General features: G+C 69.8%; 23 protein-coding genes. 6 read left to right on the forward strand and 17 right to left on the reverse strand.

Going from position 1 to position 25,520, the window contains the following annotated elements; genetic code table 11:
• Positions 1 to 15: 15 nt before the first annotated feature.
• Both QC283_RS29025 and QC283_RS29030 read right to left on the reverse strand, forming a co-directional pair.
• Positions 16 to 1,755 (reverse strand): alpha-glucosidase, encoded by a 1,740-nt coding sequence (locus tag QC283_RS29025; RefSeq protein ID WP_279564677.1) that lies wholly within the window; start codon positions 1,753 to 1,755, stop codon positions 16 to 18.
• Between the two features lie 84 nt (positions 1,756 to 1,839).
• Positions 1,840 to 3,024: an ROK family transcriptional regulator gene (locus QC283_RS29030; RefSeq protein ID WP_279564678.1), complete on the reverse strand. Its 1,185-nt coding sequence runs from the start codon at positions 3,022 to 3,024 to the stop codon at positions 1,840 to 1,842.
• A gap of 858 nt (positions 3,025 to 3,882) precedes the next feature.
• Between QC283_RS29030 and QC283_RS29035 the strand changes: the two genes are divergently transcribed.
• The 3 genes from QC283_RS29035 (at position 3,883) to QC283_RS29045 (ending at position 7,525) form a co-directional block, all read left to right on the forward strand.
• A complete protein-coding gene (locus QC283_RS29035) occupies positions 3,883 to 6,219 on the forward strand; it encodes a family 49 glycosyl hydrolase (RefSeq protein WP_279564679.1) in 2,337 nt (778 codons plus the stop codon).
• A gap of 118 nt (positions 6,220 to 6,337) precedes the next feature.
• Positions 6,338 to 6,784, forward strand: coding sequence for a DoxX family protein (locus tag QC283_RS29040; RefSeq protein WP_279564680.1), 447 nt, complete (start codon positions 6,338 to 6,340; stop codon positions 6,782 to 6,784).
• A gap of 84 nt (positions 6,785 to 6,868) precedes the next feature.
• On the forward strand, positions 6,869 to 7,525 hold the full coding sequence (locus QC283_RS29045) for a lytic polysaccharide monooxygenase (RefSeq protein ID WP_279564681.1): 657 nt from the start codon (positions 6,869 to 6,871) through the stop codon (positions 7,523 to 7,525).
• Positions 7,526 to 7,739: 214 nt separating this feature from the next.
• Here QC283_RS29045 and QC283_RS29050 read toward each other — a convergent pair whose 3' ends face one another.
• From QC283_RS29050 to QC283_RS29065, 4 genes are all read right to left on the reverse strand, one after another.
• Complete coding sequence (locus QC283_RS29050) at positions 7,740 to 8,132, reverse strand: type II toxin-antitoxin system death-on-curing family toxin (protein WP_279564682.1); 393 nt, start codon at positions 8,130 to 8,132, stop codon at positions 7,740 to 7,742.
• The gene (locus QC283_RS29055; RefSeq protein ID WP_030862426.1) at positions 8,129 to 8,323 is read right to left on the reverse strand and encodes a ribbon-helix-helix protein, CopG family; all 195 of its coding nucleotides are present in this window, start codon (positions 8,321 to 8,323) and stop codon (positions 8,129 to 8,131) included. Before QC283_RS29055 ends, QC283_RS29050 begins: the two co-directional genes overlap by 4 nt.
• Before the next feature lie 291 nt (positions 8,324 to 8,614).
• The gene (locus tag QC283_RS29060; protein WP_279564683.1) at positions 8,615 to 9,967 is read right to left on the reverse strand and encodes a class I SAM-dependent RNA methyltransferase; all 1,353 of its coding nucleotides are present in this window, start codon (positions 9,965 to 9,967) and stop codon (positions 8,615 to 8,617) included.
• A gap of 93 nt (positions 9,968 to 10,060) precedes the next feature.
• Positions 10,061 to 12,124: an APC family permease gene (locus QC283_RS29065; RefSeq protein ID WP_279564684.1), complete on the reverse strand. Its 2,064-nt coding sequence runs from the start codon at positions 12,122 to 12,124 to the stop codon at positions 10,061 to 10,063.
• Between the two features lie 643 nt (positions 12,125 to 12,767).
• Here QC283_RS29065 and QC283_RS29070 point away from each other — a divergent pair.
• Positions 12,768 to 13,439, forward strand: coding sequence for a potassium channel family protein (locus QC283_RS29070; RefSeq protein WP_279564685.1), 672 nt, complete (start codon positions 12,768 to 12,770; stop codon positions 13,437 to 13,439).
• Positions 13,439 to 14,116: a potassium channel family protein gene (locus QC283_RS29075; RefSeq protein ID WP_279564686.1), complete on the forward strand. Its 678-nt coding sequence runs from the start codon at positions 13,439 to 13,441 to the stop codon at positions 14,114 to 14,116. The genes QC283_RS29070 and QC283_RS29075 overlap by 1 nt, the downstream gene beginning before the upstream one ends.
• A gap of 165 nt (positions 14,117 to 14,281) precedes the next feature.
• Here QC283_RS29075 and QC283_RS29080 read toward each other — a convergent pair whose 3' ends face one another.
• The 7 genes from QC283_RS29080 to QC283_RS29110 all read right to left on the reverse strand — a co-directional run bounded on the left by QC283_RS29080 (position 14,282) and on the right by QC283_RS29110 (position 21,238).
• Positions 14,282 to 15,070: a DUF3159 domain-containing protein gene (locus QC283_RS29080; RefSeq protein WP_279564687.1), complete on the reverse strand. Its 789-nt coding sequence runs from the start codon at positions 15,068 to 15,070 to the stop codon at positions 14,282 to 14,284.
• A gap of 3 nt (positions 15,071 to 15,073) precedes the next feature.
• The gene (locus QC283_RS29085; RefSeq protein ID WP_279564688.1) at positions 15,074 to 15,472 is read right to left on the reverse strand and encodes an OB-fold nucleic acid binding domain-containing protein; all 399 of its coding nucleotides are present in this window, start codon (positions 15,470 to 15,472) and stop codon (positions 15,074 to 15,076) included.
• 62 nt (positions 15,473 to 15,534) lie between these two features.
• Positions 15,535 to 16,218, reverse strand: a complete 684-nt coding sequence (locus QC283_RS29090; protein ID WP_279564689.1) for a response regulator — start codon at positions 16,216 to 16,218, stop codon at positions 15,535 to 15,537.
• Positions 16,215 to 18,809, reverse strand: coding sequence for a sensor histidine kinase KdpD (locus tag QC283_RS29095; RefSeq protein ID WP_279564690.1), 2,595 nt, complete (start codon positions 18,807 to 18,809; stop codon positions 16,215 to 16,217). The genes QC283_RS29090 and QC283_RS29095 overlap by 4 nt, the downstream gene beginning before the upstream one ends.
• 515 nt (positions 18,810 to 19,324) lie before the next feature.
• Complete coding sequence (locus QC283_RS29100) at positions 19,325 to 20,077, reverse strand: DUF3710 domain-containing protein (protein WP_279564691.1); 753 nt, start codon at positions 20,075 to 20,077, stop codon at positions 19,325 to 19,327.
• 1 nt (position 20,078) lies between these two features.
• Complete coding sequence (gene dut, locus QC283_RS29105; RefSeq protein ID WP_279564692.1) at positions 20,079 to 20,657, reverse strand: dUTP diphosphatase; 579 nt, start codon at positions 20,655 to 20,657, stop codon at positions 20,079 to 20,081.
• Complete coding sequence (locus QC283_RS29110) at positions 20,654 to 21,238, reverse strand: PaaI family thioesterase (RefSeq protein WP_279564693.1); 585 nt, start codon at positions 21,236 to 21,238, stop codon at positions 20,654 to 20,656. Before QC283_RS29110 ends, dut begins: the two co-directional genes overlap by 4 nt.
• 57 nt (positions 21,239 to 21,295) lie before the next feature.
• Here QC283_RS29110 and QC283_RS29115 point away from each other — a divergent pair, with 57 nt between their 5' ends.
• Positions 21,296 to 21,760, forward strand: coding sequence for a DUF3093 domain-containing protein (locus QC283_RS29115; protein WP_279564694.1), 465 nt, complete (start codon positions 21,296 to 21,298; stop codon positions 21,758 to 21,760).
• 13 nt (positions 21,761 to 21,773) lie between these two features.
• Here the strand turns inward: QC283_RS29115 and QC283_RS29120 are convergent, their stop codons facing one another.
• From QC283_RS29120 to QC283_RS29135, 4 genes are all read right to left on the reverse strand, one after another.
• On the reverse strand, positions 21,774 to 22,769 hold the full coding sequence (locus tag QC283_RS29120) for a hypothetical protein (protein ID WP_279564695.1): 996 nt from the start codon (positions 22,767 to 22,769) through the stop codon (positions 21,774 to 21,776).
• Between the two features lie 13 nt (positions 22,770 to 22,782).
• Positions 22,783 to 23,079: a DUF4193 domain-containing protein gene (locus tag QC283_RS29125; RefSeq protein WP_003993510.1), complete on the reverse strand. Its 297-nt coding sequence runs from the start codon at positions 23,077 to 23,079 to the stop codon at positions 22,783 to 22,785.
• A 406-nt stretch (positions 23,080 to 23,485) separates the two neighbouring features.
• A complete protein-coding gene (locus QC283_RS29130; RefSeq protein ID WP_279564696.1) occupies positions 23,486 to 24,730 on the reverse strand; it encodes a sensor histidine kinase in 1,245 nt (414 codons plus the stop codon).
• 6 nt (positions 24,731 to 24,736) lie between these two features.
• The gene (locus tag QC283_RS29135; RefSeq protein WP_003993508.1) at positions 24,737 to 25,390 is read right to left on the reverse strand and encodes a response regulator transcription factor; all 654 of its coding nucleotides are present in this window, start codon (positions 25,388 to 25,390) and stop codon (positions 24,737 to 24,739) included.
• Positions 25,391 to 25,520 lie beyond the last annotated feature (130 nt).

The following is a 25,520-nucleotide window of genomic DNA, read 5'->3' on the forward strand; positions in this document are numbered from 1 at the left end:
CAAGGGCGGGCGGTGTCAGCTGGTGGTGCGGCGGCGGTGGACGCGGGCTTCCCACGGCTGCAGGGTGTGCGGCTGCGTGAGCGGGTTGGTAGCGGGAACGTTGGCGATCAGGGTGTCGCTGTGCTCCCAGCCGTCGGGCAGGTCGACGGTGAGGACGGTGCCGCTGAAGTTGGCCAGGACGAGCAGTTCGGTGCCCCGGTCCGCGGCGTGGCGGGTGAAAGCGTAGAGCTGTTCGTGGTCGGGGTGGAGCATGTGGAAGTCGCCGTGGGTGAGGGCGGGCTCGGTGTGCCGCAGGCCGATCAGGCGCCGGTAGTAGTGGAAGACCGATTCCGGGTCGGCGAGCTGGGCCTTGGCGTTGACGTCCGTGTGATCGGGATTGACGGCGATCCAGGGTGTGCCGGCGGTGAAGCCGGCGTGTTCGGTGGCGTCCCACTGCATGGGGGTGCGGGCGTTGTCCCGGCTGCGGTGCCGCAGCCCCTGCATGACGGCGTCGGAATCGGTTCCGTGCGCGGTCTGCTCGCGGTAGTGGTTGAGGGACTCGATGTCCCGCAGGTCGTCGATGGAGGTGAACGGGGCGTTGGCCATGCCCAGTTCCTCGCCCTGGTAGACGAAGGGCGTGCCTCGGTGCAGGTGCAGGACGGTGGCCAGCAGCTTGGCGGAGCGGTCCCGGTAGGCGGGGGTGTCGTCGCCGAAGCGGGAGACGACCCGGGGCTGGTCGTGGTTGTTCCAGTACAGGCTGTTCCAGCCGGTGTCGCCCAGGCCGGTCTGCCAGCGGCCGAGGCTGGCCTTGAGGTCGGTCAGTTTCAGGGGGCGGACGTCGAACTTGCCGCCGGGGCCCTGGTCGAGTCCGACGTGCTCGAACTGGAAGACCATGTCGAGTTCGCGGCGGGCGGGATCGGTGAAGAGCCTGGCCTCCTCGACGGTGACGCCGGGCATCTCGCCGACGGTGAGCAGCCGGCGGGGGTGGCGGTCGAAGACCTCGCGGTGCATCTCGGCGATGTAGTCGTGGATGCGAGGTCCGCACACGTAGTAGGGGTGGCCGAGACCGTAGCGGGCGCCTTCGGGGACGATTCCGTCGGGCAGGGCCGGGTCCTTGGAGATCAGGTTGATGACGTCCATGCGGAATCCGTCGACCCCGCGCTCCAGCCACCAGCGCATCATCGCGTACACGGCCTGGCGGACTTCGGGGTTGTCCCAGTTCAGGTCGGGCTGCTTGCGGGAGAAGGTGTGCAGGTAGTACTCGCCGCTGGCGATGTCGTACGTCCATGCGGGACCTGAGAACCACGACTCCCAGTTGTTCGGTTCCGCTCCCGGCGTTCCGGGCTCCATGCCCTCACGCGGCGGGCGCCAGATGTACCAGTCGCGCCGCGCTCCGTCTGGTCCGCCGTCGCGGGAGGCGGTGAACCAGGCGTGCTCGTCGCTGGTGTGGTTGACGACCAGGTCCATCACCAGTTTCATGCCGCGCTCGTGCACCGAGGTCAGGAGCCGGTCGAAGTCGGCGAGCGTGCCGAAGAGCGGGTCGATGTCCTGGTAGTCGCTGATGTCGTAGCCGTTGTCGTCGTGCGGCGAGGGGTAGACGGGGGAGAGCCACAGCACGTCCACGCCGAGCTCGGACAGGTAGTCCAGGCGCTCGATGATGCCCTGGAGGTCGCCTATGCCGTCCGCGTTGGAGTCGGCGAAGGAGCGCGGATAGATCTGGTAGACCACCGCGTTGCTCCACCAGGAGTCGGCAGGGCTGGCTACGTTTTCCGGCACGTCAAACCTCATCGTGTGTGATCGGTTACTTAAAGTGAAGAGTGAGGGGCTGGGCAGGCCGTGGTGGTGGCCGGGCGGCTTGGGTCAGGAGATGGCCGCGCCCACCGCGTCACGGATGACGAGGCAGGCGGCGCCTCGGGCCCACAGGTCGTGGCGGACAGGGTCGACGTGGATGTCGCAGTCGCGGGCAGCCGTGGAGAACGCGTGCGCCTCCAACGCCTGTGTCGCTGCCGGGCCGAAGAGGTCGTGAGCGACCGCTCCTTCTCCGGCGATGATGATCTTTTGCAGGTTCAGCAGGTTGCACATGCCGGCCAGTCCTCGCCCCAAGGCGGCTCCTGCTTCGGCGAACGCGGAGCGGGCGACCGCTTGGGCGGACCCGCCTGCGGGCGATCGGGCGAGGTCAATGGCTTCGGAGATCGTGGTGCAGGGGATACCGGCGTCCTGCAGGTGGCGCAGGACCGCCCGGTCCCCGGCGAGAGCTTCCAGGCAGCCGCGGCGGCCGCAGCTGCACATCGGGCCCGCGGGGTCGAGCGGCAGGTGCCCGAGTTCTCCGGCCAGGCCGGTGGCGCCGGAGAACAGGGCTCCGTCGAGCAGCAGGCCGCAGCCGATGCCGGGGCCGACGGTGACGACGGCGAAGGAGTCGACGTCACGGCCCTGCCCGAACCAGCGTTCGGCGACCACGAGGGTGTTGACGTCGTTGTTCACGACGACCGGCAGACCGGTCGCCTCGCGCAGCGGGCCGGCCACGTCGACCTTGTCCCAGTCGAGCAGGGCCGAGTAGCGGCAGATGCCGGAGCCGGAGTCGACGTGTCCGCTGACCCCGACGCCCAGCCCCAGTACCCTGTCCGCCGCTTCGGGCGCCTCGGAGAGGAGCCTGCTGGTCAGGGCTGCAGCGGCGGACAGGGCGGTCTCGGGTGTGCAGTCGGCGATCGGTTGCTCGGCGCGGGCCAGGACGTTGGCCGCCATGTCGGTGACCACTCCGGAGACCTGCGCGGGACCGATCTTCGTGCCGACGACGATGTGCTTGTCCGGATTGACGTGGAGCATCTTCTGCGGCCGGCCCCGCCCCTGGGGAGCGGCGTCCGATTCGCGCAGGTAGTCGTGCTCCAGGAGCGGGGGGAGCATCCGGGTCACGCTCGAGGGGACGAGACCGAGGCGCTGGGCGAGCTGTGTGCGCGAGATGGGGCCCGAGGTGAGGACGGTCGCGAAGATCTCCGCCCGGGTCTGCTCACCGACAAGCTCCGAAAAGCGGATCTTGGACGGGCTCATCACGCGCGCCTCCAAAGGTGTCGTCGGTCAAGGGCTGGTCTGTCCGGTCGACCTCCATCGAACCCGATGCGGTGCGTGCCGTCGTCCATGACGCCGAAACCGTGGCACAACCAGAGCCAGGAAGATCACCGTGCTCCCCTCCCGCCTTGCTCCGGGCGCCGGCCCGGTGCCCGGGCCGGCTGGACATGACGGGAGTCTGTCCCCACAATTTTCGTGCGTCAAGAAAGAAAACAGCGTGTTACGTAACCGTGATCGCGCCTCGGGTGCCTGCTTCCTGTGTAAGAAGTCCCGGTATGGGGCCTCGGTTCGGCCACGGGGAGGGGGAGCGGCTGCGAATCTTGTTCATTTCGTTGACACGGGGAAGAAATGACGGGACGTTATCTGGCGACCGCACGGCGCCGGCTCGAGAGCCGGCTCCTGGGCGGCATCCCAGCGGTCCGTTGTCTGCGCCGTTGACGCGCTCAGCAGAGTGCGTGCTGCGTCCGCCGGCCCGGACAGGGCGGAGAACCGGAGTGTCCTGGCCCCCTCGGATGAACCCGGACGTACGCGCCACCCCGAACTTGCCTGCCGAAGGGAGGACTCCTGCACTGGTCCGGTCACCGGTCCGCGACGCGGCCGTGGCCGGCCGATCCGTCGGGCATCTGGCCAGCCATGTGTACGTAGCCCCGACCCGGCCGGGGACACCCAGTTTCCCGCCCCCAAGCACACCTGTAGGAACCCGCCGGTGGCCGCCTCGGCCGCGCTTCCCCCCCTGATGCGTGCGGTCTCGCCGGCCTGCGCGCTGGCCGAGCCGCCCGAACAGGCCGCGGTGCACAGCCGTCGGTGGTCCCCCTCATGCCAAGGAGAAGGACAATCAGCATGCCCGCAGCAGCACTGAGACGACTGGCGGCGATCGCCGTCGGTCTGGCGCTGGCACTGGCCTCGGTCATCGTGCCCGTCAGCACGGCCATAGCCGGAACACCCCCGAGCCGGCCCGCCCCTGACGCCCGGGCCGCATCGGCTGCAGAGCCGACACCCGCGGACAGCACCGCCCTGAAGACCTGGTGGCACGACAACTACGAGTTCAACACCACCAGCCCGGTGGCCAACGACAAGGTCCGCAGGTCATCGTTCTACGACGTGAAGGTCGCCACCGCGGCGGCCCCGACGGCCAAGTACGACTCGTTCGCGTACATGAGCATCCCGCGCAGCGGCAAGGGCAAGATCGGCTACACCAAGGAGGACGGGGCCGAGTTCTCCTCGTCCGCGAACCTCACCATGAGCTGGTCGTCCTTCCAGTACACGACCGACGTGTGGGTCGACGTGTCCCTGCGCACCGGTCAGACGATCTCCTCCGCCGACCAGGTCAAGATCAAGCCGAGCAGCCTGAACTTCGCCAAGGAACTGGTCGACAGCAAGACCGTGCGCGTCAAGGTCCCCTACAGCTCGGCCGGCTACCGGTTCTCCGTCGAGTTCGACCCGCAGCTGTACACGGCTTACAACGACATGTCCGGCCCCGCGACCGACGCCGGCAAGCTGACCACCCAGGGCGGTGGCGGTAACCGGGCCATCCACACCGAGCCCCGCAACTCCATGATGATCTTCGCCGAACCGGCCCCGACCGGCGCGGAGAAGGACCGGCTGGTCCCCACCGCGGCCTCCGGCAGCATCCACTACCCGCAGCAGGGCCAGGTCACCAACCTCAACACGATCAGCGAGGAGATCGTGTACTTCCGGCCCGGCACCTACTACATGACCTCCAAGTACCACGCGCTGCTGCCCAAGCAGGTCAAGTGGGTCTACCTGGCCCCCGGCGCATACGTGAAGGGCGCCATCCGGTTCCCCGACGACAGCCAGGGCCTGTACAAGGTGACCGGCCAGGGCGTCCTCTCCGGTGAGCAGTACGTCTACGAGGCGGACACCAACAACAACTACGACCACCTCTCCGGCGCGTCCAACTGCCACTCCAGCTGCGTGAAGATGCTGCAGTTCCAGTCGGCGCAGGGCCGCCAGCAGCACCTGGACCTGCAGGGCGTGACCATCAACGAGCCGCCCTACCACTCCTTCGTCGTCTACGGCGACGAGCAGACCTTCAGCATGCGGGTCGACAACTACAAGCAGGTCGGGTCCTGGTACTGGCAGACCGACGGCATCGAGCTGTACCGCGGCAGCACCATGAAGAACACGTTCTTCAACGCCAACGACGACGTGCTGAAGATGTACCACAGCGACGTCAGCATCGATAACACCGTCATCTGGAAGAACGAGAACGGCCCCGTCATCCAGTGGGGCTGGACCCCGCGCAACATCGACAACGTCCGGGTCAGCAACACGCACGTCATCCACAACCGGATGTACTGGAAGGACGTCAAGTACAACACCTGCATCCTCAACTCCTCCTCCCACTGGGAGAACACGGGCTCGACCACCACGGCCGACCCGAACGCGTGGGTGAAGAACATGACCTTCGAGAACATCACCGTCGAAGGCATGACCAACTGCGCGATCCGCGTCTTCGCCCTCTCCAGCACCGAGAACATCCACGTCAAGAACCTCAAGATCGACGCGTGGAACCAGCTCGACCCGTCCTCCCAGGTCAGCCTCCTCAAGCGGTACTCCAACAGCGCCGGGCAGAAGGTGGCCCTCGGCAACGAGACGCGTGACAGCCGGGGCCTGAAGCTGGAGAACTACACCGTCGGCGGCACCGTCATCCAGAAGTCCGGCACCAACTGGGCAGCCGACCAGCTCGGCCGGATCGGCTTCGACGCCGAGACCTGGGACAACTGGAACACCTGGGGCCCCGGCGGCAACAACCCCGACCCCGACCCGGTCACCGGCGGCAAGATCGTCAACGGTGCAACGAACAAGTGTATCGACCGCGCCGGCGGCTCCACCGCCAATGGCACCGCCGTCCAGCAATGGACCTGCGCCAACGCGGCCTCGATGAGCTGGGCGCTCGACGGACAGCAGCTGAAGTCCGGCGGCAAGTGCCTGGACGTCGAAGGCGGCGCCACCGCCAACGGCACCAAGGCGCACCTGTGGGACTGCGGCAGCTGGGATAGCCAGAAGTGGGACTTCCAGTCCAACGGCACCCTGAAGAACGTCAAGTCCGGACGCTGCCTCGACATCGAAGGCCAGAGCACCGCCGACGGCGCCCGCCCGCACCTGTGGGACTGCGGTACCTGGGCCAGCCAGAAGTGGACCCTCACCTCCTGATCCACCCCGGTGGCCGCCGCCGGCGACCAACCGCCGCCGGCGGCCACCAGCCCCCACACCCCGCTCCTCTCTGGAGGAAGCGGCTCTCCCCCGCTCGCCGCTGAGAAAGGGCATCACCGTGGAGACACCCACCAGGTACCAGGGACCGGTGCTCGGCCTGTTCCGGATCGTGCTCGGACTGCTGTTCGCCTGCCACGGGGCAGCAACGCTCTTCGACGTGCTCGGCGGACCGCACGGGCAGCCCCCCAGCACCGGCCAGTGGCCCGGATGGTGGGCGGCGGTGATCCAGCTGGTCGGCGGCGCCCTCGTCCTGCTCGGCCTGGGCACCCGGCCGGCCGCCCTTCTGTGCTCGGGCTCCATGGCCTACGCCTACTTCGTCCACCACCAGAGCGACGGACTGTTCCCGCTGGAGAACGGCGGCGAGCAGGCAGCCCTGTTCTGCTGGGCCTTCCTGCTGATCGCCGTTCTCGGCCCCGGCCGATGGTCCGCGACCGAGCTGCTCACCCTCTCCACCCACCGCAAGCAGCACCCGCGAGAGGAGGTGAGCGGTACACACAGCATCTGACCCCACACAACAGCCTGTCATGAGCACGTAAATCGCGGGTCACGCCCGGCCTGTGATTCCCGAAGGACACGGAGGAAAAGCACCATGAACCGCGTACCCGCAACCGCGGCCGGCCGCACAGCACTGGGCGCCGCCATCCTGGCCACCAGCCTGCTCGGCATGCTCGCCCAAGCGCCGACCGCCGCAGCACACGGCACCGTCATCACCCCCGAGACCCGCAACTACGGCTGCCTGCAGCGCTGGGGCTACACCGAGCCCAACGAGTCCCAGGACCCCATGTGCTACCGCACCTACCACGAGAACGCCAACGCCATCGGCGCGTGGAAGGCCGTCTACGCCAACAACACCGGCGACAACTACAAGCAGGTCATCCCCGACGGTCAGATCTGCAGCGCCGGCGGCCAGGGCGAGACGAACTACCGGCCTCTCGACCGCCCCGGCCCGTGGAAGATGACCAACATCAGCTCCGACTTCACCGTCGACGTCTACGACGAGGCCCGGCACGGCGCCGACTGGCTCGAGGTCTACGTCACCAAGCAGGGCTTCAACCCCGAGTACGAGCTCATCGGGTGGGACGACCTCGAGCTGGTGAAGAAGACCGGCCGCTACCCCTACCAGGCGCACTACGTCACCGACGTCAGCACCTCCGGCTACAGCGGACGGCACGTCGTGGTGACCGTCTGGAAGGCGTCCCACATGGACCAGAAGTACTTCCTGTGCAGCGACGTCAACTTCAGCTGAGACCAGCGGGACGCGACTGAACCAGCACCACGGCACACCGGCCCTGCGAGGCATCCGCCTCGCGGGGCATCTTCCCTCCTCGGCCCCTCACCGGCTCCACTGCCGCATGCACGGACTCGTACGCCCGGGGCACAGCAAACCAGCGCACAAGCCTTTATAGAACGCTGCATGCCCGATCCCGGCCCCTCAAGTCACGGCGGGCTCCGAGGCTCTGCTACCGAGCGGGGAACCATGCCGACAGACGCTTGGCGATGACCGGTACATCGAATTTGTCCTGCGCAACATCCTCGACGAACGGGCCGGCCACGGCGACGGGCGGCGGACCGGTACCGGCACTCACGCCGTTGAACCGCAGGAAGACACGCATGGCGAGCCAGGCGGTGCGCTTGTTGCCGTCGATCAGCGCGTGATTGCGGGCGACGGAGTGCAGCAGTGCCGCGGCCTTCTCGTGGAGTGTGGGGTACAGCTCGGCACCGAACACGTTCGTCCGGGGCCGCTCGATCGCCGACACCAGAAGACCCATGTCACGCACGCTGTGCTCGGTTCCGTTGACCGTGCGGGCGATGGCCAGGATTTCGTCGATCTGGATGTAGCGCACGCCGGTCACTTCAGGTAGTCCAGGATCTCCGCATCGCTGTCCATCAGCTCGGCCAGGACGTCATCGACCTTCAGCTCGGCCCGGTCCTGTGCTTCACGGATGGCCTCGATGGCAAGTTCCTGCTTGCTGCGGCCCTCCCGACGAGCCCGCTCGGTGAGCTTCGCGTCAAGGTCGTCGGGGAGCCGGAGTGTCATCGCCATACAAGGATGATACCTGACCGGTATCACAGTGGCGCGGTCGAGCCGCGTTCCCTAGCAACGCATGGTCGAAGATGGTGGCTCGCAGTGCCGGCGGAGGTGCAGCAGAGACTTCCGCTTCGAGCGTCATCCGAGCGTCAAGATTCTCCGAACGCCCCCCTGAAGACGTCGCCCAGGCAAGCACCTCGCTCACAAACCCGCAGGTCACCGAGCTGCAGAGATCAGTCCTCCCGCTCGAACCGCTGCACTGAGGGAAACAGGTCGAGCAACCCACCCGGACAACAAATGCGCAGGTCAGAACCCCTTCGCGACCGGTTCAAGGATCGCGACACACTCCACGTGGTGCGTCATCGGAAACAGATCGAACACCCGCAGCATCCGCACCCGGTACCCCCCGTCCCGGAAGTACCCCAGGTCCCGGGCCAGTGCCGCCGGGTCGCATGCCACGTACGCGATCCTCCGGGCGCCCAGCGACGCCATGTGCTGCACCGTTTTCTTGCCCGCGCCCGCGCGCGGGGGGTCGAGGACGATGAGGTCGACCTCGTCGATCCCGGTGCGCGGCAGGACGGACTCGACCTTGCCCTGCTCGATGCGGACCCGGTCGAAGCCGGCGAGGTTGTGCCGGGCGTCCTCGACGGCGCGCTTGCCGGACTCGATGCCGAGGACCGCGCCCTTGTCGCCGACCCGGTCGGCCAGGGCGCCGGCGAAGAGGCCGACGCCGCAGTAGAGGTCGAGGGCCATGTCGCCCTTGCGCGGGAGCAGGCCCTGCATGACCGCGAGGACCAGGGTGTCGGCGGCCTTGGGGTGGACCTGCCAGAAGCCGCCGGAGCCGACCCGGTAGGTGCGGTCGTCCGCGCGTTCGCGGACGAAGGGGCGGCCGTGGACGCGGTGGACGCCGCCGTCCTTCTCGTCGACGCGCATGACCGAGACAGGGCGGTCCAGTTCGACGAGGGGGAGCCTCGCACCCGGGCGGGGAGTCAGGATGACCTGCCGGTCCTGCGAGCCGCTCGCCGCGATCGCCTCGACGGACTCCATGCCCGTCCAGTCCCGCTGCTCGATGCCCAGCTCGCTGACGCCCTCGGCGGCGATCATGCAGTGGTCGATCGGTTCGACCTCGTGGGAGCGGTGCTTACGCAGGCCCGCGTTGCCCTCGACGTCCACCGCGTACTGCACACGCGTGCGCCATGACGGGACCTGGCCGGCGGGCACCTTGTCGCCCTCGGCCGGCATCACCGTGCCGTCCCAGCCGGCCTCCTCGGGCGTGAGGCCCGCGAGGCGCTTCAGCTGCTCGGTGACGACCTCGCCCTTGAGGCGGCGCTGGGCTCCCGGCTTGGCGTGCTGCCAGTCACAGCCGCCGCAGCGGCCGGGGCCGGCGAAGGGGCAGGGGGCCTCGATACGGTCCTTGGAGGCGTCCAGGATCTCGACCGCGTCGGCGCGCAGGAAGCGGGCCCCCTCCTCGCCCTCCGTGACCCGGGCCACGACGCGCTCACCGGGCAGCGTGTGCCGGACGAACAGCACCTGGCCCTCGGACGTACGGGCGATGCAGTGGCCGCCGTGGGCGACGGGGCCGATCTCGACCTCGTACTCCTGGCCCACCAGGGAGACCCCCTGGGACTCCGCCTGCGACTTCTTCGGTTCTGCGTGCATGGCGGGGTGACTCCAGAGAACGGGGTGGCAAGAGACGGACGATCAAGAGGCGGACGCCGTGAGACGTACGACAAAGGACAGCAGCCGTCCAGTCTACGTCGACGACGAGGGGTCCTTCGCCCTGCCGTCCTGTGCCGGGCCGCGCCGGACCGCGCCGGGCGCGCTCCAGTCCTGCCGCTTGCGGGCCCGGCGCCTGGCGGCCTCGGACGACTGGAGCTGGTAGGGGACGGAGGTGACCATGACGCCGGGGGTGAAGAGGAGACGGCCCTTGAGGCGCAGCGCGCTCTGGTTGTGCAGCAGCTGCTCGTACCAGTGGCCGACCACGTACTCGGGGATGATGACCGAGACCGCGTCCCGCGGGGACTCCTTGCGCAGGCTCTTGACGTACTCGATGACCGGGCGCGTGATCTCGCGGTACGGCGAGTCCAGCACCTTCAGCGGTACGGCGATGCCGCGCCGCTCCCACTCCTCGCGCAGCGCCTTGGTCTCCGCCGGGTCGACGTTGACGCTGAGCGCCTCCAGGGTGTCGGAGCGCATCAGCTTGGCGTAGGCGAGGGCGCGCAGGGTGGGGCGGTGGATCTTGGAGATCAGGACGACCGAGTGGACGCGGGAGGGACGCACCATGTCGTCGGTCTGCGCCTCGTCGGGGTCCTCGGGGGCGGCGATCTCCTCGGAGACACGGTCGTAGTGCTTGCGGATCGCCGTCATCGTCGCGAAGAAGATGCACATGCCCAGCAGGGCGACCCAGGCGCCGTGCGTGAACTTCGTGGCCAGGACGACGACCAGGACGAGTCCGGTGAAGAAGGCTCCGAAGGCGTTGATCGCGCGCGAGCGGATCATGCGGCGGCGCTTGGCCTGGTCCCGTTCGGTGGCCAGGTGGCGGTTCCAGTGGCGGACCATGCCGATCTGGCTCAGCGTGAAGGAGACGAACACTCCGACGATGTAGAGCTGGATCAGGCGGGTGGAGTCGGCGCCGTAGACGAAGACCAGGAGCATGGCCGCGCCGGCGAGGAGCACGATGCCGTTGGAGAAGGCCAGGCGGTCGCCGCGCGTGTGCAGCTGGCGCGGCAGGTAGCGGTCCTGGGCGAGGATCGAGCCGAGCAGCGGGAAGCCGTTGTACGCGGTGTTCGCGGCGAGGAAGAGGACCAGGGCGGTGGCGGCGGCCAGGACGATGAACAGGAAGCTGCCCTCGCCGAAGACCGCCTCGGCGACCTGCGAGATCACCGGGTGCTGAACGTAGTCCGCGCCGAGCGGGACGCCGTTGTGGAGGAGGTCGGTGGCCGGGTTCTCCGACATGCGGACGTCGGTGGCGGCGGCCAGCGCGATGATCCCGCAGAACATGGTGACGGCGAGCAGGCCCATCATCGCGAGGGTGTTCCCCGCGTTCTTCGACTTGGGCTTGCGGAAGGCCGGGACGCCGTTGGAGATCGCCTCGACACCGGTCAGGGCGGCGCAGCCGGAGGAGAAGGCGCGCAGCAGGAGGAAGACCAGCGCGAAGCCGGCCAGGCCGCCGTGTTCCGGTTTGATCTCGTAGTCCGCCGTCGGAGAGCGCATGGTGTCGTCGAGCACCAGGCCGCGGAAGGCGCCCCACGCGATCATGATGAAGACGCCCGCGACGAAGACGTACGTCGGAATCGCGAACAGGGTGCCCGACTCCCTGACCCCGCGCAGGTTCATCAGCGTCAGCAGCAGGATCACGGCGATCGCGCAGAGCACCTTGTGCTCGACGACGAAGGGGATGGCGGAGCCGAGGTTCTCGATGCCGGAGGAGATGGAGACGGCGACGGTCAGGACGTAGTCCACCAGCAGCGCGCTCGCCACCGTCAGGCCGGCCTTGGGCCCGAGGTTGGTGTTCGCGACCTCGTAGTCCCCGCCGCCGCTCGGGTAGGCGTGCACGTTCTGCCGGTAGGAGGCGACCACGGTGAACATCAGCACGACGACCGCGACCGCGATCCAGGGGCTGAAGTGGTACGCCGACACGCCCGCGATGGACAGGACCAGCAGCACCTCGCCAGGCGCGTACGCCACGGAGGAGAGCGGGTCGGAGGCGAAGACGGGGAGGGCGATGCGCTTCGGCAGGAGCGTTTCCCCCAGCCGGTCACTGCGCAGTGCGCGCCCGATCAGAATCCGCTTGGGCACGTCGGTCAGTTTGGACACAACAGAGGATCGTAAGCGTTCGAACGGGCGCCCGCCCACCCGCCACCCCCGATCGGCCCGCCGTCTGCTCTACGGGTGAATTCGGGGGGTCGCTCGGCTGCGGATTCCGCAGGTTACGGGGTTCGCATGCCTATATGGCTGCCTACTTGGCTGCTCATACGGCAAGCATCGTTTCCGATTGCCGTTCCGTTCCGCCGGCCGGCCGTCGCAGCCCATGGAGGTCCCATGCACCTGAGCGCAGAACTGATCGGGGGCGCCGTCACGCTTCTCGGCCTCGTGACCCTCACTCTCGCCAGCATCCGCAGCATCGGCCGGCGGAGGTCGTCGGCCAGAGGGTGAGACGGCTCCTGCGGCCCCTGGAGGCTTGCGGATACGTTGGGTGCGGGCGGGGGTCGCCGGCCTTCCCTCCGGCCAGGACACCGGATTCCCGGACGGGACGCCGGGTTCCCGTCCGGTACGCCGGATTCCCGGCCGGGAATCCGGCTTCCGGGGCCCCGAGAGGCATCAGCGTCGGTACTCACCGGCATGATGTCCCCTGCGGCCCGGACACCGGCCGCGACGTGTCGCCAGGCGAGCCGAAAGAGAGACATGAGCAGGACATCCACAGAGGCCGGCGGGCCCGCGGAAAGCGGGGTGTGAGGCGATGCACATCGTCATCATGGGCTGCGGGCGCGTGGGCTCCGCCCTCGCGCAGACCCTGGAGCAGCAGGGGCACACGGTCGCCGTGATCGATCAGGACCCCACCGCCTTCCGTCGCCTCGGTTCCACGTTCGGCGGCCGCAGGGTCACCGGCATCGGCTTCGACCAGGACACCCTGCGCGAGGCGGGCATCGAGGAGGCCGGCGCCTTCGCCGCGGTCTCCAGCGGCGACAACTCGAACATCATCGCCGCCCGCGTGGCCCGCGAGATGTTCGGCGTGGAGAACGTCGCCGCCCGCATCTACGACCCCCGCCGCGCCGAGGTCTACCAGCGTCTGGGCATCCCCACGGTCGCCACCGTCCGCTGGACGGCCGACCAGATGCTGCGCCGGCTGCTCCCCTCGGGCGCCGAGCCGCTGTGGCGCGACCCCACCGGCGGCGTCCAGCTCGCCGAGGTGCACACCTCGGCGTCCTGGGTCGGCCACAAGATCAGCAGGCTCCAGGAGGAGACGGGTGTGCGGGTGGCGTTCCTCACCCGGCTCGGGGAGGCCATACTGCCGACCTCGCAGACGGTGTTGCAGGAGGGTGACCTGGTGCACGTGATGATGCGCACCGACGAGGTCCACAAGGTCGAGGCGTCGTTCGCCAAGGGTCCCGAAGAGGAGGCCGGTCACTGATGAGGGTCGCCATTGCCGGAGCCGGTGCGGTCGGCCGCTCGATCGCGGGCGAGCTGCTGGAGAACGGCCACGAGGTCCTGCTCATCGACAAGGCGCCGACCGCCATCTCGGTCGAGCGCGTTCCGATGGCGGAGTGGCTGCTCGCCGACGCGTGCGAGATCACGTCCCTGGACGAGGCGGCGCTGCAGCGCTGCAACGTCGTCATCGCCGCGACGGGCGACGACAAGGTCAACCTGGTCGTCTCCCTGCTGGCCAAGACGGAGTACGGCGTTCCGCGCGTCGTCGCCCGGGTGAACAACCCGAAGAACGAGTGGCTGTTCAACGAGTCCTGGGGCGTGGACGTCGCCGTCTCCACCCCGCGGCTGATGTCGGCCCTGGTCGAGGAGGCGGTGAGCGTCGGCGACCTGGTCCGGCTGCTGCGCTTCAGCCACGGCGACGCCAACCTGGTGGAGCTGACGCTGCCGGAGGAGTCGACCCTGGCCGGCACCCAGGTCGGCGACGTGGAGTGGCCCGAGGACACCTCGCTGGTCACGATCATCCGCGGCACCCGGGTGCTGACCCCGTCCCCGGAGGACTCCCTGGAGGCGGGCGACGAACTGCTGTTCGTGGCGGCGCAGGCCCGTGAGGAGCAGCTGGAGGACCTGCTGTCGGCCCGGCGGACCGACGCCGCGCGCTGAGCCGGGGCAGGGCCCGCGATACGTCGGTGGGGGCGCCCGGAGATCTCCGGGCGCCCCCACCGACGTATGCCGCCAGTCCTCGCCGTCAGTTCTAGCCGTCAGTTCTAGCCGTCAGTTCTAGCCGTCAGTTCTAACCGTCGGTCCTGTGTCGTCAGTCCCGTGCCGTCAGTCCTTGCGGTGCCTGCCGCCGCGTGCGGATTCCACGGCTTCGCCGTCCAGGGCCTCGGGCTCGGCCCTCTCGCGCTCCGCCTTCTCCTTCTCGGCCTTCTCGGCCGCCTCCATCTCCGCGAACACGTCGATGGGGGCCGGCGCCTTCGCCAGGAACACCCAGGTCAGCCAGACGGCGAGCAGGAACGGCGGGATCTTCAGGGTGACCAGGACCCAGCCGAGCTGCTCGGTGTCGGCCCACCAGTACAGCGGGAAGAGGATCGCGCTCTTGCCGAGCAGGATCAGGCCCCAGGCGTAGCTGGCCTTGGTGTACGCCTTCTTGCGGCCCGGGTTGCGGGTGCGCCAGGAGAGGTTCTCCTTGAAGACCGGGCCGAGGATCAGGCCGATCAGCGGCACCCCGGCCAGCGAGGTGACGATGTACGCCATGGCCAGGCCCAGGGTGTAGAGCATGCCCGGCAGATAGAAGTTCTTGGCGTTGTCGGTCATCATCGCGAAGACCACGCCGAAGGCGACGCCGAAGACCCCGCTGAACGCGTGCTTGACGGTGTCCTTCATCACCAGCCGGACCACGACCAGCACCAGCGACACGGCCAGCGCCGCGATCGCCGACATGTGCAGGTCGTTGTTGAGCGTGAAGATGGTGACGAAGAGCAGACCCGGCAGCACCGTCTCGACCAGGCCCCGCACGCCGCCGAACGCCTCGAACAGCGCGGCCTCCGTCACCGCCCGGGCGTCGTCGGCTTCCGTGTCTTGGGTGTCTTCGGTCGGCTTGTCGAGCGACGTCACCGGCTACTCCCGTCCGAGGGGTCTCAGTTCGTATTTCGGGTTGAAGAGCACCCGGCGGCCCCGGCTCATGGAGATCCGGCCCGATGCGATGAGCTTGCGCCCCGGCTCTATGCCCACGATCGAGCGTCTGCCCAGCCACACCACGTCCAGGGCGGCGGAGCCGTCGAACAGCTCGGCCTCCAGGGCCGGGACGCCCGCACGCGGTCGCAGGGTGACCGTGCGCAAGGTACCAGTAACCGACACGATCTGCCGGTCCTGGCAGTCGCAGATGCGGGTGCAGCCGGCGGTGTCGGCGTCCTCGCGCAGTTCCTCGGACTCCAGGTCCTCCTGCGACGAGGACAGCCGGTCGAACATGCGCCGGAACCGGCCCATCGGCTTGTCGGAACGCGGAGCAGCACTCATATCTGAAGCGTACCGGGGCGCGCCGACAGCCAGACACCCTCTCCGGGCCGGTATCGCGAGGCTCACTTCTCGAAGCGGTACCCCATGCCCGGTTCCGTGACGAAGTGCCGCGGGTGCGCGGGATCCGCCTCCAGCTTGCGGCGCAGCTGCGCCATGTAGACCCGCAGGTAGTTCGTCTCCGTCCCGTACGACGGCCCCCACACCTCCCGCAACAGCTGCTTCTGGCTGACCAGGCGTCCGGTGTTGCGCACCAGCACCTCCAGCAGGTGCCACTCGGTGGGAGTGAGCCGTACGTCCTTCCCGCCGCGGTGCACCTTCTTCGCGGCCAGGTCGACGGTGAACTCCGCGGTGTCCACGACCACGTCGTCCTCGCCGCCCGGGACCGGCTCGGCCCGGCGGACGGCGGCCCGCAGCCGGGCCAGCAGTTCGTCCATGCCGAAGGGCTTGGTGACGTAGTCGTCGGCGCCCGCGTCGAGCGCCTCGACCTTCTCGTCGGAGGAGTGCCGGGCGGACAGCACCAGGATCGGCACCCGGGTCCACCCACGCAGGCCCCTGATCACCTCGACGCCGTCCATGTCGGGCAGGCCCAGGTCCAGCACCACCACGTCGGGGTGGCGTGCGGCGGCGAGCTGGAGGGCGGTGGCACCGTCGTGGGCGGCGTCGACCTCGTAGTGCCGTGCCTTGAGGTTGATCACGAGGGCACGCACGATCTGCGGTTCGTCGTCGATCACGAGCACCCGGGTCATCGGGTGGCCTGCCTTTCTGCTGTCGCGGAACGCGCTGGGGCTGACTGCGGTGTCGCGGAGTCCGGTGTCGCGGAGTGCGCTGCCTCGGGTCCGGGGGAGCCCGCCGCGCGGAGGGTGAGCACCATGGTGAGGCCCCCGCCGGGGGTGTCCTCGGCGTTCAGGGTGCCGCCCATCGCCTCGGCGAACCCCCTGGCGACGGCCAGCCCGAGCCCCACACCCGCCCCGCGCGGGGCGTCGCCGTAACGCTGGAAGGGCTCGAAGATACGGTCCTTGGCCTCGTCCGGCACCCCCGGCCCCCGGTCGACGACCCGCACCTCGACACGGTCCGCGAGGGCGCTGGCGGCGACCAGGACGGTGCGGCCTGCGGGGCTGTACTTGACGGCGTTCTCGACCAGGTTGGCCATCGACCGCTCCAGGAGCCCGGCGTCGACGGCGACCATGGGCAGGGTTTCGGGGATGTCCAGTTCGGCGCTCCCCTCGGGCACCCCGCCGAGCGCCATCGGCACCACCTCGTCGACGTCGATCTCCCGGATCAGCGGCGTGACCGTGCCGGTCTGGAGGCGGGACATGTCGAGCAGGTTGCCCACGAGGTGGTCGAGACGGTCGGCGCCCTCCTCGATGCCCTCCAGGAGTTCCGCCTGGTCCTCCTCGGACCACGCCACGTCGTCGGATCGCAAGCTCGTGACCGCCGCCTTGATCCCGGCGAGCGGGGTGCGGAGGTCGTGGCTCACGGCCGCCAGCAGCGCCGTACGGATGCGGTTGCCCTCGGCCAGCGCGCGGGCCCGGTCGGCCTCCTCCCGCAGGCGCCGCCGGTCCAGGACCACGGCGGCCTGGGCGGCGAAGGCGGCCAGTACCCGGCGGTCCTCGGCGGGCAGGACGCGGCCGGTCAGCGCGAGGGCCATGTGGTCCCCGACCGGCATGTCCACGTCCGCGTCCTCGGGGCGCCCGACCGGCGGGCCCGCCCCGGCCCGGCCGGCGCAGGTCCAGGGCGACACGTCGTCCTCCCGTTCCAGGAGGGCGGCCGACTCCATGCCGAAGGTCTCGCGGACCCGTTCCAGCAGTGCCTCCAGGCTGGTCTCGCCGCGCAGGACGTTGCCCGCGAGGAAGGAGAGGATCTCGGACTCGGCACGCAGCCGGGCGGCCTGGTGGGTGCGTCGGACCGCGACGTCGACGACCGAGGCCACGGAGAGCGCGACGCCCACGAATATGGCCAGCGCGAGGATGTTCCTCGGGTCGGCGATGGTGAGCCGGTTGACCGGGGGCGTGAAGAACCAGTTCAGCAGCAGGGACCCGACCGCGGCCGAGGCGAGCGCCGGGTAGAGCCCGCCGAGCAGGGCCGCGGCCACGGTCAGCGCCAGGTAGAACAGGACGTCGTTGGCGAGTCCGAGGTGGACGGTGTCCAGCAGCAGTGTCAGCAGCACCGGCCCGCCGAGGCCCGCGATCCAGCCCCAGACGATCCGGGAGCGCCCGAGCCGCGCGCCCCTGGCCACCGGCAGCCCGCGGCCCTTGGCGACCTCCTCGTGGGTCACGATGTGGACGTCCAGGTCGGGGCCGGACTCGCGGGCGACCGTGGCGCCGACGCCGGGGCCGAAGACGTACTGCCAGGCCTTGCGGCGCGAGGAGCCGAGGATGATCTGGGTGGCGTTGACGCCGCGCGCGAAGTCGAGCAGGGCGGCCGGTATGTCCTCGCCGAGCACGTGGTGGAAGGTGCCGCCGAGGTCCTCCACCAGGGTGCGCTGCACGGCCAGCTCCTTCGGCGAGGCCGAGGTCAGCCCGTCGCTGCGGGCTATGTACACGGCCAGCACCTCGCCGCCGGCGCCCTTCTCGGCGAGGCGCGCGGCCCGCCGTATCAGCGTCCCGCCCTCGGGGCCGCCGGTCAGACCGACCACGATGCGCTCGCGCGAGCCCCAGATCTTGGAGACGCGGTGCTCGCTGCGGTACTGCTGGAGGTACTCGTCGACCCGGTCCGCGACCCACAGCAGGGCCAGTTCCCGCAGGGCGGTGAGGTTGCCGGGGCGGAAGTAGTTGGACAGGGCCGCGTCGACCTTGTCCGGCTGGTAGATGTTGCCGTGGGCCATGCGGCGGCGCAGCGCCTGCGGCGACATGTCCACCAGTTCGATCTGGTCCGCGCGCCGCACCACCTCGTCCGGCACCGTCTCCCGCTGCCGTACCCCGGTGATCGACTCGACGACGTCGCCGAGTGACTCCAGGTGCTGGATGTTGACGGTCGACACGACGTCGATACCGGCGGCCAGCAGCTCCTCGACGTCCTGCCAGCGCTTGGCGTTGCGTGCGCCGGGAACGTTGGTGTGGGCCAGCTCGTCCACCAGGGCCACCCGGGGAGCCCGGGCCAGCACCGCGTCCAGGTCCAGCTCGGTGAAGAGCGCGCCGCGGTGTGCCAGCTCCCGGCGCGGTACCTGTTCCAGGCCGTGCAACAACACCTCGGTGCGCGCTCTGCCGTGGTGCTCCACGAAGGCCACGACGCAGTCGGTGCCCCGTTCCGTGCGCCGGTGCGCCTCGGACAGCATCGCGTACGTCTTGCCGACGCCCGGCGCCGCGCCGAGGTAGATCCGAAGCTTGCCGCGTCCCATGGCCTCATTGTCTTCCGGTCACCGCTGAGTGCGCAGCGTCGACCCTACGGCCAGTAATCCCGACAAATGGGGGCAGGGGGTGGGTCGGGAGCGCTCTTTGACGGAACTCTGACGTCCGCGGTCGTGACGTCCCCGGCCGTCGCCGGCACTGCTCGACCGCGGGCCTGGCAGCTCGACCGCGGGCCTCACTGCCCGGCCGCCGCGGGGGGCGGTCTCGCCGTCCCCGCGGCTTCAGCACCCGGTCGGCGAGGTCCGGCAGCGGGCGTGGCGGGTGATGACCAGGGCGGTGCGACGGCGACGGCGGCCCTCCCCCGGTGCCTGGACGGCGCCTGAACGGCCGGGGGGGCGCCCCCAGCCGTCGGCCGCGAGCGGTCCCGTGCCGTTCGGGGGTCCCGGCATGGCAGAAGGGCCGCGTCCCGTGCGGGGAGCGACCCTTCTACGCGTGTGTGTGAACGCTCGCGCGCGTACGGAAACGCGTACGGACACGCGTACGGAAAACCGTACGGGGTCCTCGCCTACCGGACCTCGGTGATCTCCGGTCCGCGCTGGAGCTGGCCCATGCCGCCGGCGAAGCGGGAGCCCTCCTCCTGCTGCACGCCCTCGGGGACCATCTGCGCGTCGTTCGGCAGCTTGAGGACGATCGGGTCGCGGGGTGCCATCGGGCCCTCGCCGCGGACCACGACCGTGTCCCGGAAGATCTGCTCCAGCAGACCGGCGGCCTGCGGCTGCACCGCGCCCTGGCCCGAGATCACTCCGCGCAGGAACCAGCGGGGGCCGTCCACGCCGACGAACCGCACGACCTGGAAGCCGCCCGTGCCGTCCGGCAGCTGCACCGGGACCTGCGCCCTCAGCTCCCAGCCCAGGGGGCCCTCGACCTCGTCGATGATGCCGCCCTGCTGGGTGATGCCGGAGCCGATCTCCTCGCGCACCTCGCCCCAGATGCCCTCGCGCTTGGGCGCCGCGAAGCCCTGTAGCTGGATGGCGCTGTCGCGCAGCACGACGGTCGCGGCGACGATCGCGTCGCCCGCGACCTCCACCCGCAGTTCCATGCCGTCGACTCCGGGTACGAACAGGCCGCCCAGGTCCACCCGGCCCTCGGCCGGGTCGCGGACCTCGGTGCTGTCCCAGGGCCCGTCGGGCCGCGGTTCGGGCTCGAGCCGCACTCGCTCGCCCCTGTCGTCCGCCTCGGTGTCGACGCTGTCGACGACCTGCTCGGCCTCGCCGGCCGCGTCCTCGGCGGCATCCCTGTTCTTGCGACGTCCGAACACGTCACTGTCCTTCCCGGTCGGATACGACCGAAGCGTATCGATTCCCACCCGTCGGGCCGCCCTCGGCGACCTGACCGCTTGTGCCGCTTGCACGGTCCGTCTCGGCGTGACCGCCGGTGGACCCGAAGCCCCCTTCGGCCCGCGCCGAGTCGGGAAGCTCCGCGACCTGGCGGAAGCGGACCCTCTCGACCTGCTGGACGACCAGTTGGGCAATCCGGTCGAAGCGCTCGAACCGCACCGTCTCGCGCGGGTCGAGATTCACCACGATCACCTTGATCTCCCCACGGTACCCGGCATCAATCGTCCCCGGGGCATTCACGAGGGCGACACCGCAGCGGGCGGCCAGCCCGGAACGTGGGTGCACGAAGGCCGCGTACCCCTCCGGGAGCGCCACAGACACGCCCGTGGGCAGAACGGCCCGCTCGCCGGGCGCCAGTTCGCAGCCGACGGTGGTGCGCAGGTCGGCTCCCGCGTCGCCGGGCTGGGCGTACGTCGGAAGCGGTACGTCGGGGTCGACGCGGCGGAGCAGCACGTCGAGTTCCGGCCTGGGCTCGCGGTGCGCGGGGCTCGGGCGGCTCACGGGTTCACCTCGAAGGCGCGGGTGCGGCGGACCTGGTCCGGGTCGTCCATGGCGGCGCGGATCTCCGCCTCGCGGCCGTGGTCGACGAAGTGATCGATCTTGACCTCGATGAAGAGGGCGTCGGCGCGGACGGCAACGGGGCCGTCGGGGCCGCCGATCCGGCCGGTGGCGGTGGAGTAGATCTTCCGGCCGGCCACGGCCGTCACCTCGGCCTGCAGGTACAGCGTCGTGTCGACGGGCACCGGCCGCAGGAAGTCGGTCTCCAGCCGCCCGGTCACCGCGATCGCGCGCAGCAGCCAGTTGAGCGAGCCGAGGGTCTCGTCCAGGGCGGAGGCCAGCACACCGCCGTGGGCCAGGCCGGGTGCGCCCTGGTGGGCGGGCTGCACGGTGAACTCGGCGGTGATCGACACGTCTTCGCCCGCCCGTGCCTGGAGGTGAAGTCCGTGGGGCTGGTCGCCGCCACAGCCGAAGCACTGGCCGTAGTGCGCGCCGAGCAGTTCGCCGGGGGCGGGCGCGTCGGGGTGCCGTACGGGTTTCACGGCGTCGGCGGGGGGCTGAAGACCTGGGGAAGTACCACTCACAGGCGCAGACCTTACCCGCGCGTGGGCCGAACTCCGATACCGTGCCAAGCTTGTTCCATGCAGCTCTCCACGGCCCCGTACGAAGAACGCCTCACCGCGCCCCGCTCCTGGTGGCTGGGCTCCTTCCTGGTGGGGGTCTCCTTCGCCCTGGTCCTGCTGCCCTTCGGCACGCTGCCGATGCTGGGCGGCCTGGCCGGCGGGACGGCGGTGGCCGCGGTGGTGGCCAGTTCGTACGGCGCGGTCCGTATCCGCGTCGTGGGCGACTCGCTGATCGCGGGCGAGGCGAAGGTGCCGCTCTCGGCCCTGGGCGAGGCGGAGATCCTCGACCCGGCCGAGGCCCGTGCCTGGCGCACCCACAAGGCCGATGTCCGCGCCTTCCTGCTGCTGCGCGCCTACATCCCGAGGGCCGTGCGCGTGGTGGTCACGGATCCGGAGGACCCGACTCCGTACCTGTATCTGTCCACTCGCGAGCCGGAGCGGCTGGTGGAGGCCCTGACTGCGGCGAAGGCCGCGGCGGCGTAGCGCACGCGCGGGATCAGCGCCCGCCGTCCCCGCCGGGGCGGTGACCGGGCTCCTCCGTGCCGGGCTGCTCCGTGCCAGGCTGCTTCGTGCCGGGCTTCCCGGTGCCGAGCTCCTTCGTGAGGGCGCCCATGTCCAGCGCGTCCCGCGGTCCGTCCAGCGTCGGGAGTGCGTCGAGGGCGCTCCACGGCACCTGGTGCTTGCGCAGGTCCGCCCGGATTCTGGCGGCCAGCTTTCTGGTGTCGCGGCGGTTCATGACGGCGCCCACGGCCGCGCCCACCATGAACGGCATCAGGTTCGGCAGGTCGCGCACCATCCGCTTCATGATCTGCTGGCGGAGCTGGCGCTTCATGTGGCTGTTCATCGCCGAGCCGAGGCTCGACGGCTTGGACACGTCGACGCCGCGTTCGTCCGACCAGGAGTTCAGGTACGCGGTGCTGCGCTGCGCGAGGCTGCCGGGCGGACGCACGCCGTAGACCTCGTGGAGCTCGGCGATCATCTTGAGCTCGATCGCCGCCACTCCGGTGATCTCGGCGGCCAGTTCGGTGGGCATCGCGGGCGGTACGGGCATCATCGCCGCCGCGCCGACTCCCGCTCCGACGGTCGCCGTGCCCTTGGCCGCGCCCGCCACGATCCGGTCGGCGAGCTCCTCGGGTCCAAGACCCGGGAACTGCCGGCGGAGCGTCGCCAGGTCCCGTACGGGGACGCGCGGGGCCAGGTCGATGATCCGGTCGGCGAGGTGCGCCAGGGCCGCCCTGGCGCGGTGGGAGCCGTTGCGGACCCCCTGTCCGGCCTTGTGCCGGAACGCCGCTGCCCGTCGCCGGGCAGCGGGCGCCGGCGTCTGCGCGGTCGCCGGGAGGTCACCCCGGTCGACCACTGATTCGAGCGAGGCCGTCCCCGTATCGGTCGGGCCCCGCTCGTCGTCACGCGCGCTGTAGGGACCGTCGGACGGTCCTTGGTCCGCTTCCCGTCGGGAGAAGCGGCGCTTCCAGGGAGGGGTCGAGCCAGTCACGGCCGACCCCGCCTCAGTCGCAGTCGCGGCAGATCGGCTGGCCGTTCTTCTCCCGGGCCAGCTGGCTGCGGTGGTGCACCAGGAAGCAGCTCATGCACGTGAACTCGTCCTGCTGCTTCGGAAGTACACGGACGGCGAGTTCCTCGTTCGAGAGGTCGGCGCCGGGAAGTTCGAGGCCTTCCGCGGCCTCGAACTCGTCGACGTCGACGGCTGAGGCGGACTTGTCGTTCCGCCGTGCCTTCAGCTCTTCGAGGCTGTCCGAGTCGACATCGTCGTCGGTCTTGCGTGGAGTGTCGTAATCAGTTGCCATGGTCGCTCTCCCCCTCTGGGTATCTGCGGGTGTCTCCAGCGCACGTAACGCGTGAGAGGCCGGACTTGTGCCCGACCCGAGGCGGAGATTTTGCCTCACATCAAGGTCTGTTACTCAATCGACACCCAACCGGACTCCTCAAGAGTGATCGGCTTGGATGGCGATGGGGACCGTACACGGTCCGAATGCCGCACTTCAAAGGCGTCTCACCGTGTACTTCCCGTGATCAGGACCCCTGAAAACCAGGATTTTCCCGGCTTTCCGACAGGGTGCATGATCACGGAGAGTAGATGGCAGGAAAGCCCCCGTTGTGATCGATCACACAGGCGACTCCCGGGCCGACGGCCTGAAAATTCCGCTCAAAGCGAACATCCTCGGGTCTCGGTGAGATGTCGGGGTCATGATCTCAGATGGGCAGCGTCACACGCATCACGAGCCCTCCGCCCTCGCGCGGCTGCGCGTAGATGTGCCCGCCGTGCGCCCGGGCCACGGAGCGCGCGATGGACAGGCCGAGGCCGACACCCTTGTCGCTGCCCGTGCGCTCGGTACGCAGCCGCCGGAACGGCTCGAAGAGGTTGTCGACCTCGTACGCCGGTACGACCGGACCCGTGTTGGTGACCACCAGGACCGCCTGGCCGTTCTCGACCGCGGTGGCGACCTCCACCCAGCCCTGGGCGGCCACGTTGTAGCGCACGGCGTTCTGTACGAGATTCAGGGCGATCCGCTCCAGCAGGACGCCGTTGCCCTGGACCACCGCGGCCTCGCGCGTGCCGCGGATCTCCACGCCCTTGGACTCCGCCTCCGCGTGCACCTGGTCGACGGCCTGGCCGGCCACCTCGGCGAGGTCCACCGGTTTGCGTTCGACGATCTGGTTGTCGCTGCGGGCGAGCAGCAGCAGACCCTCGACGAGTTGCTCACTGCGCTCGTTGGTGGCCAGGAGCGTCTTGCCGAGCTGCTGGAGTTCCACGGGAGCGTTCGGATCGGACAGGTGCACTTCCAGGAGGGTGCGGTTGATCGCCAGCGGCGTGCGCAGCTCGTGGGAGGCGTTGCCGACGAAGCGCTGCTGGGCGGTGAAGGCCCGTTGCAGCCGCTCCAGCATGTCGTCGAAGGTGTCCGCCAGCTCCTTCAGCTCGTCGTCCGGACCGTCCAGCTCGATGCGCCGGGAGAGGTCGGAGCCTGCCACCGCGCGCGCGGTGCGGGTGATCCGTCCCAGCGGGGACAGCACGCGTCCGGCCATGGCGTAGCCGAAGGCGAAGGCGATCACGGCGAGGCCGAGCAGGGCCAGCAGCGAGCGGCTCAGCAGCCGGTCCAGGGAGGCCTGGCGCTGGCGGTCGATGCAGTCGCTGATCGCGGCGTTGAACTCCGACAGCGACAGATTGCCGTTGGTGACGCCCGGGCAGTCGTTGCTGGCGACCCGGAGACCCTCGAAATCGACGATCTTGTACAGCGGTTGGTTACCGGTGCGCACCGCCTGGGCGGCGAGCAGGTAGATGATCGACAGCAACAGGATGCCGGCGATCAGGAACATGCCGCCGTACAGCAGCGTGAGCCTTATCCGGATGGTGGGACGCAGCCACGGCAGCGGGGTGGCCGACCGCGGGTCCCAGGTGGGCTTCGGAGGCGCCCCGGGGGGCGCGGGTGTCGTCGCCACGGTCGATCAGATCCGGTAGCCGGAGCCGGGGACGGTGACGATGACGGGCGGCTCGCCCAGCTTGCGGCGCAGGGTCATGACGGTCACGCGCACGACGTTGGTGAACGGGTCGGTGTTCTCGTCCCAGGCCTTCTCCAGCAGCTGCTCCGCCGAGACGACCGCGCCCTCGCTGCGCATGAGTACCTCCAGCACGGCGAACTCCTTGGGCGCGAGCTGCACCTCCTTGCCGTCGCGGAAGACCTCGCGCCGGTTGGGGTCGAGCTTGATCCCGGCGCGCTCCAGGACGGGCGGCAGCGGCACGCTGGTACGCCGGCCCAGGGCACGGACGCGCGCGATGAGCTCGCTGAACGCGAAGGGCTTGGGCAGATAGTCGTCGGCGCCGATCTCCAGACCCTCCACCCGGTCGCTGACGTCGCCGGAGGCCGTGAGCATCAGCACGCGCGTGGGCATACCGAGCTCGACGATCTTGCGGCACACGTCGTCGCCGTGCACGAGCGGGAGGTCGCGGTCGAGGACGACCACGTCGTAGTCGTTGACGCCGATGCGCTCCAGGGCGGCCGCACCGTCGTACACGACGTCGACGGCCATGGCCTCCCGGCGCAGTCCGGTGGCCACCGCATCGGCGAGCAGCTGCTCGTCCTCGACGACGAGTACGCGCACGTCGCTTGTCCTTCCTGTGTCCACCCGCGTAGCGCTTGTCGGCGCACGAGGGCAGGGGGCTGGTGGGTGTGTTGCCTCCATCCTGCCCTTTTCGGCCATAAGTCGGCGGTAAGGCGGGTGGGGGCCGGGG

It is taken from the genome of Streptomyces sp. DH41 (assembly GCF_029813785.1).
Lineage (GTDB): Bacteria > Actinomycetota > Actinomycetes > Streptomycetales > Streptomycetaceae > Streptomyces.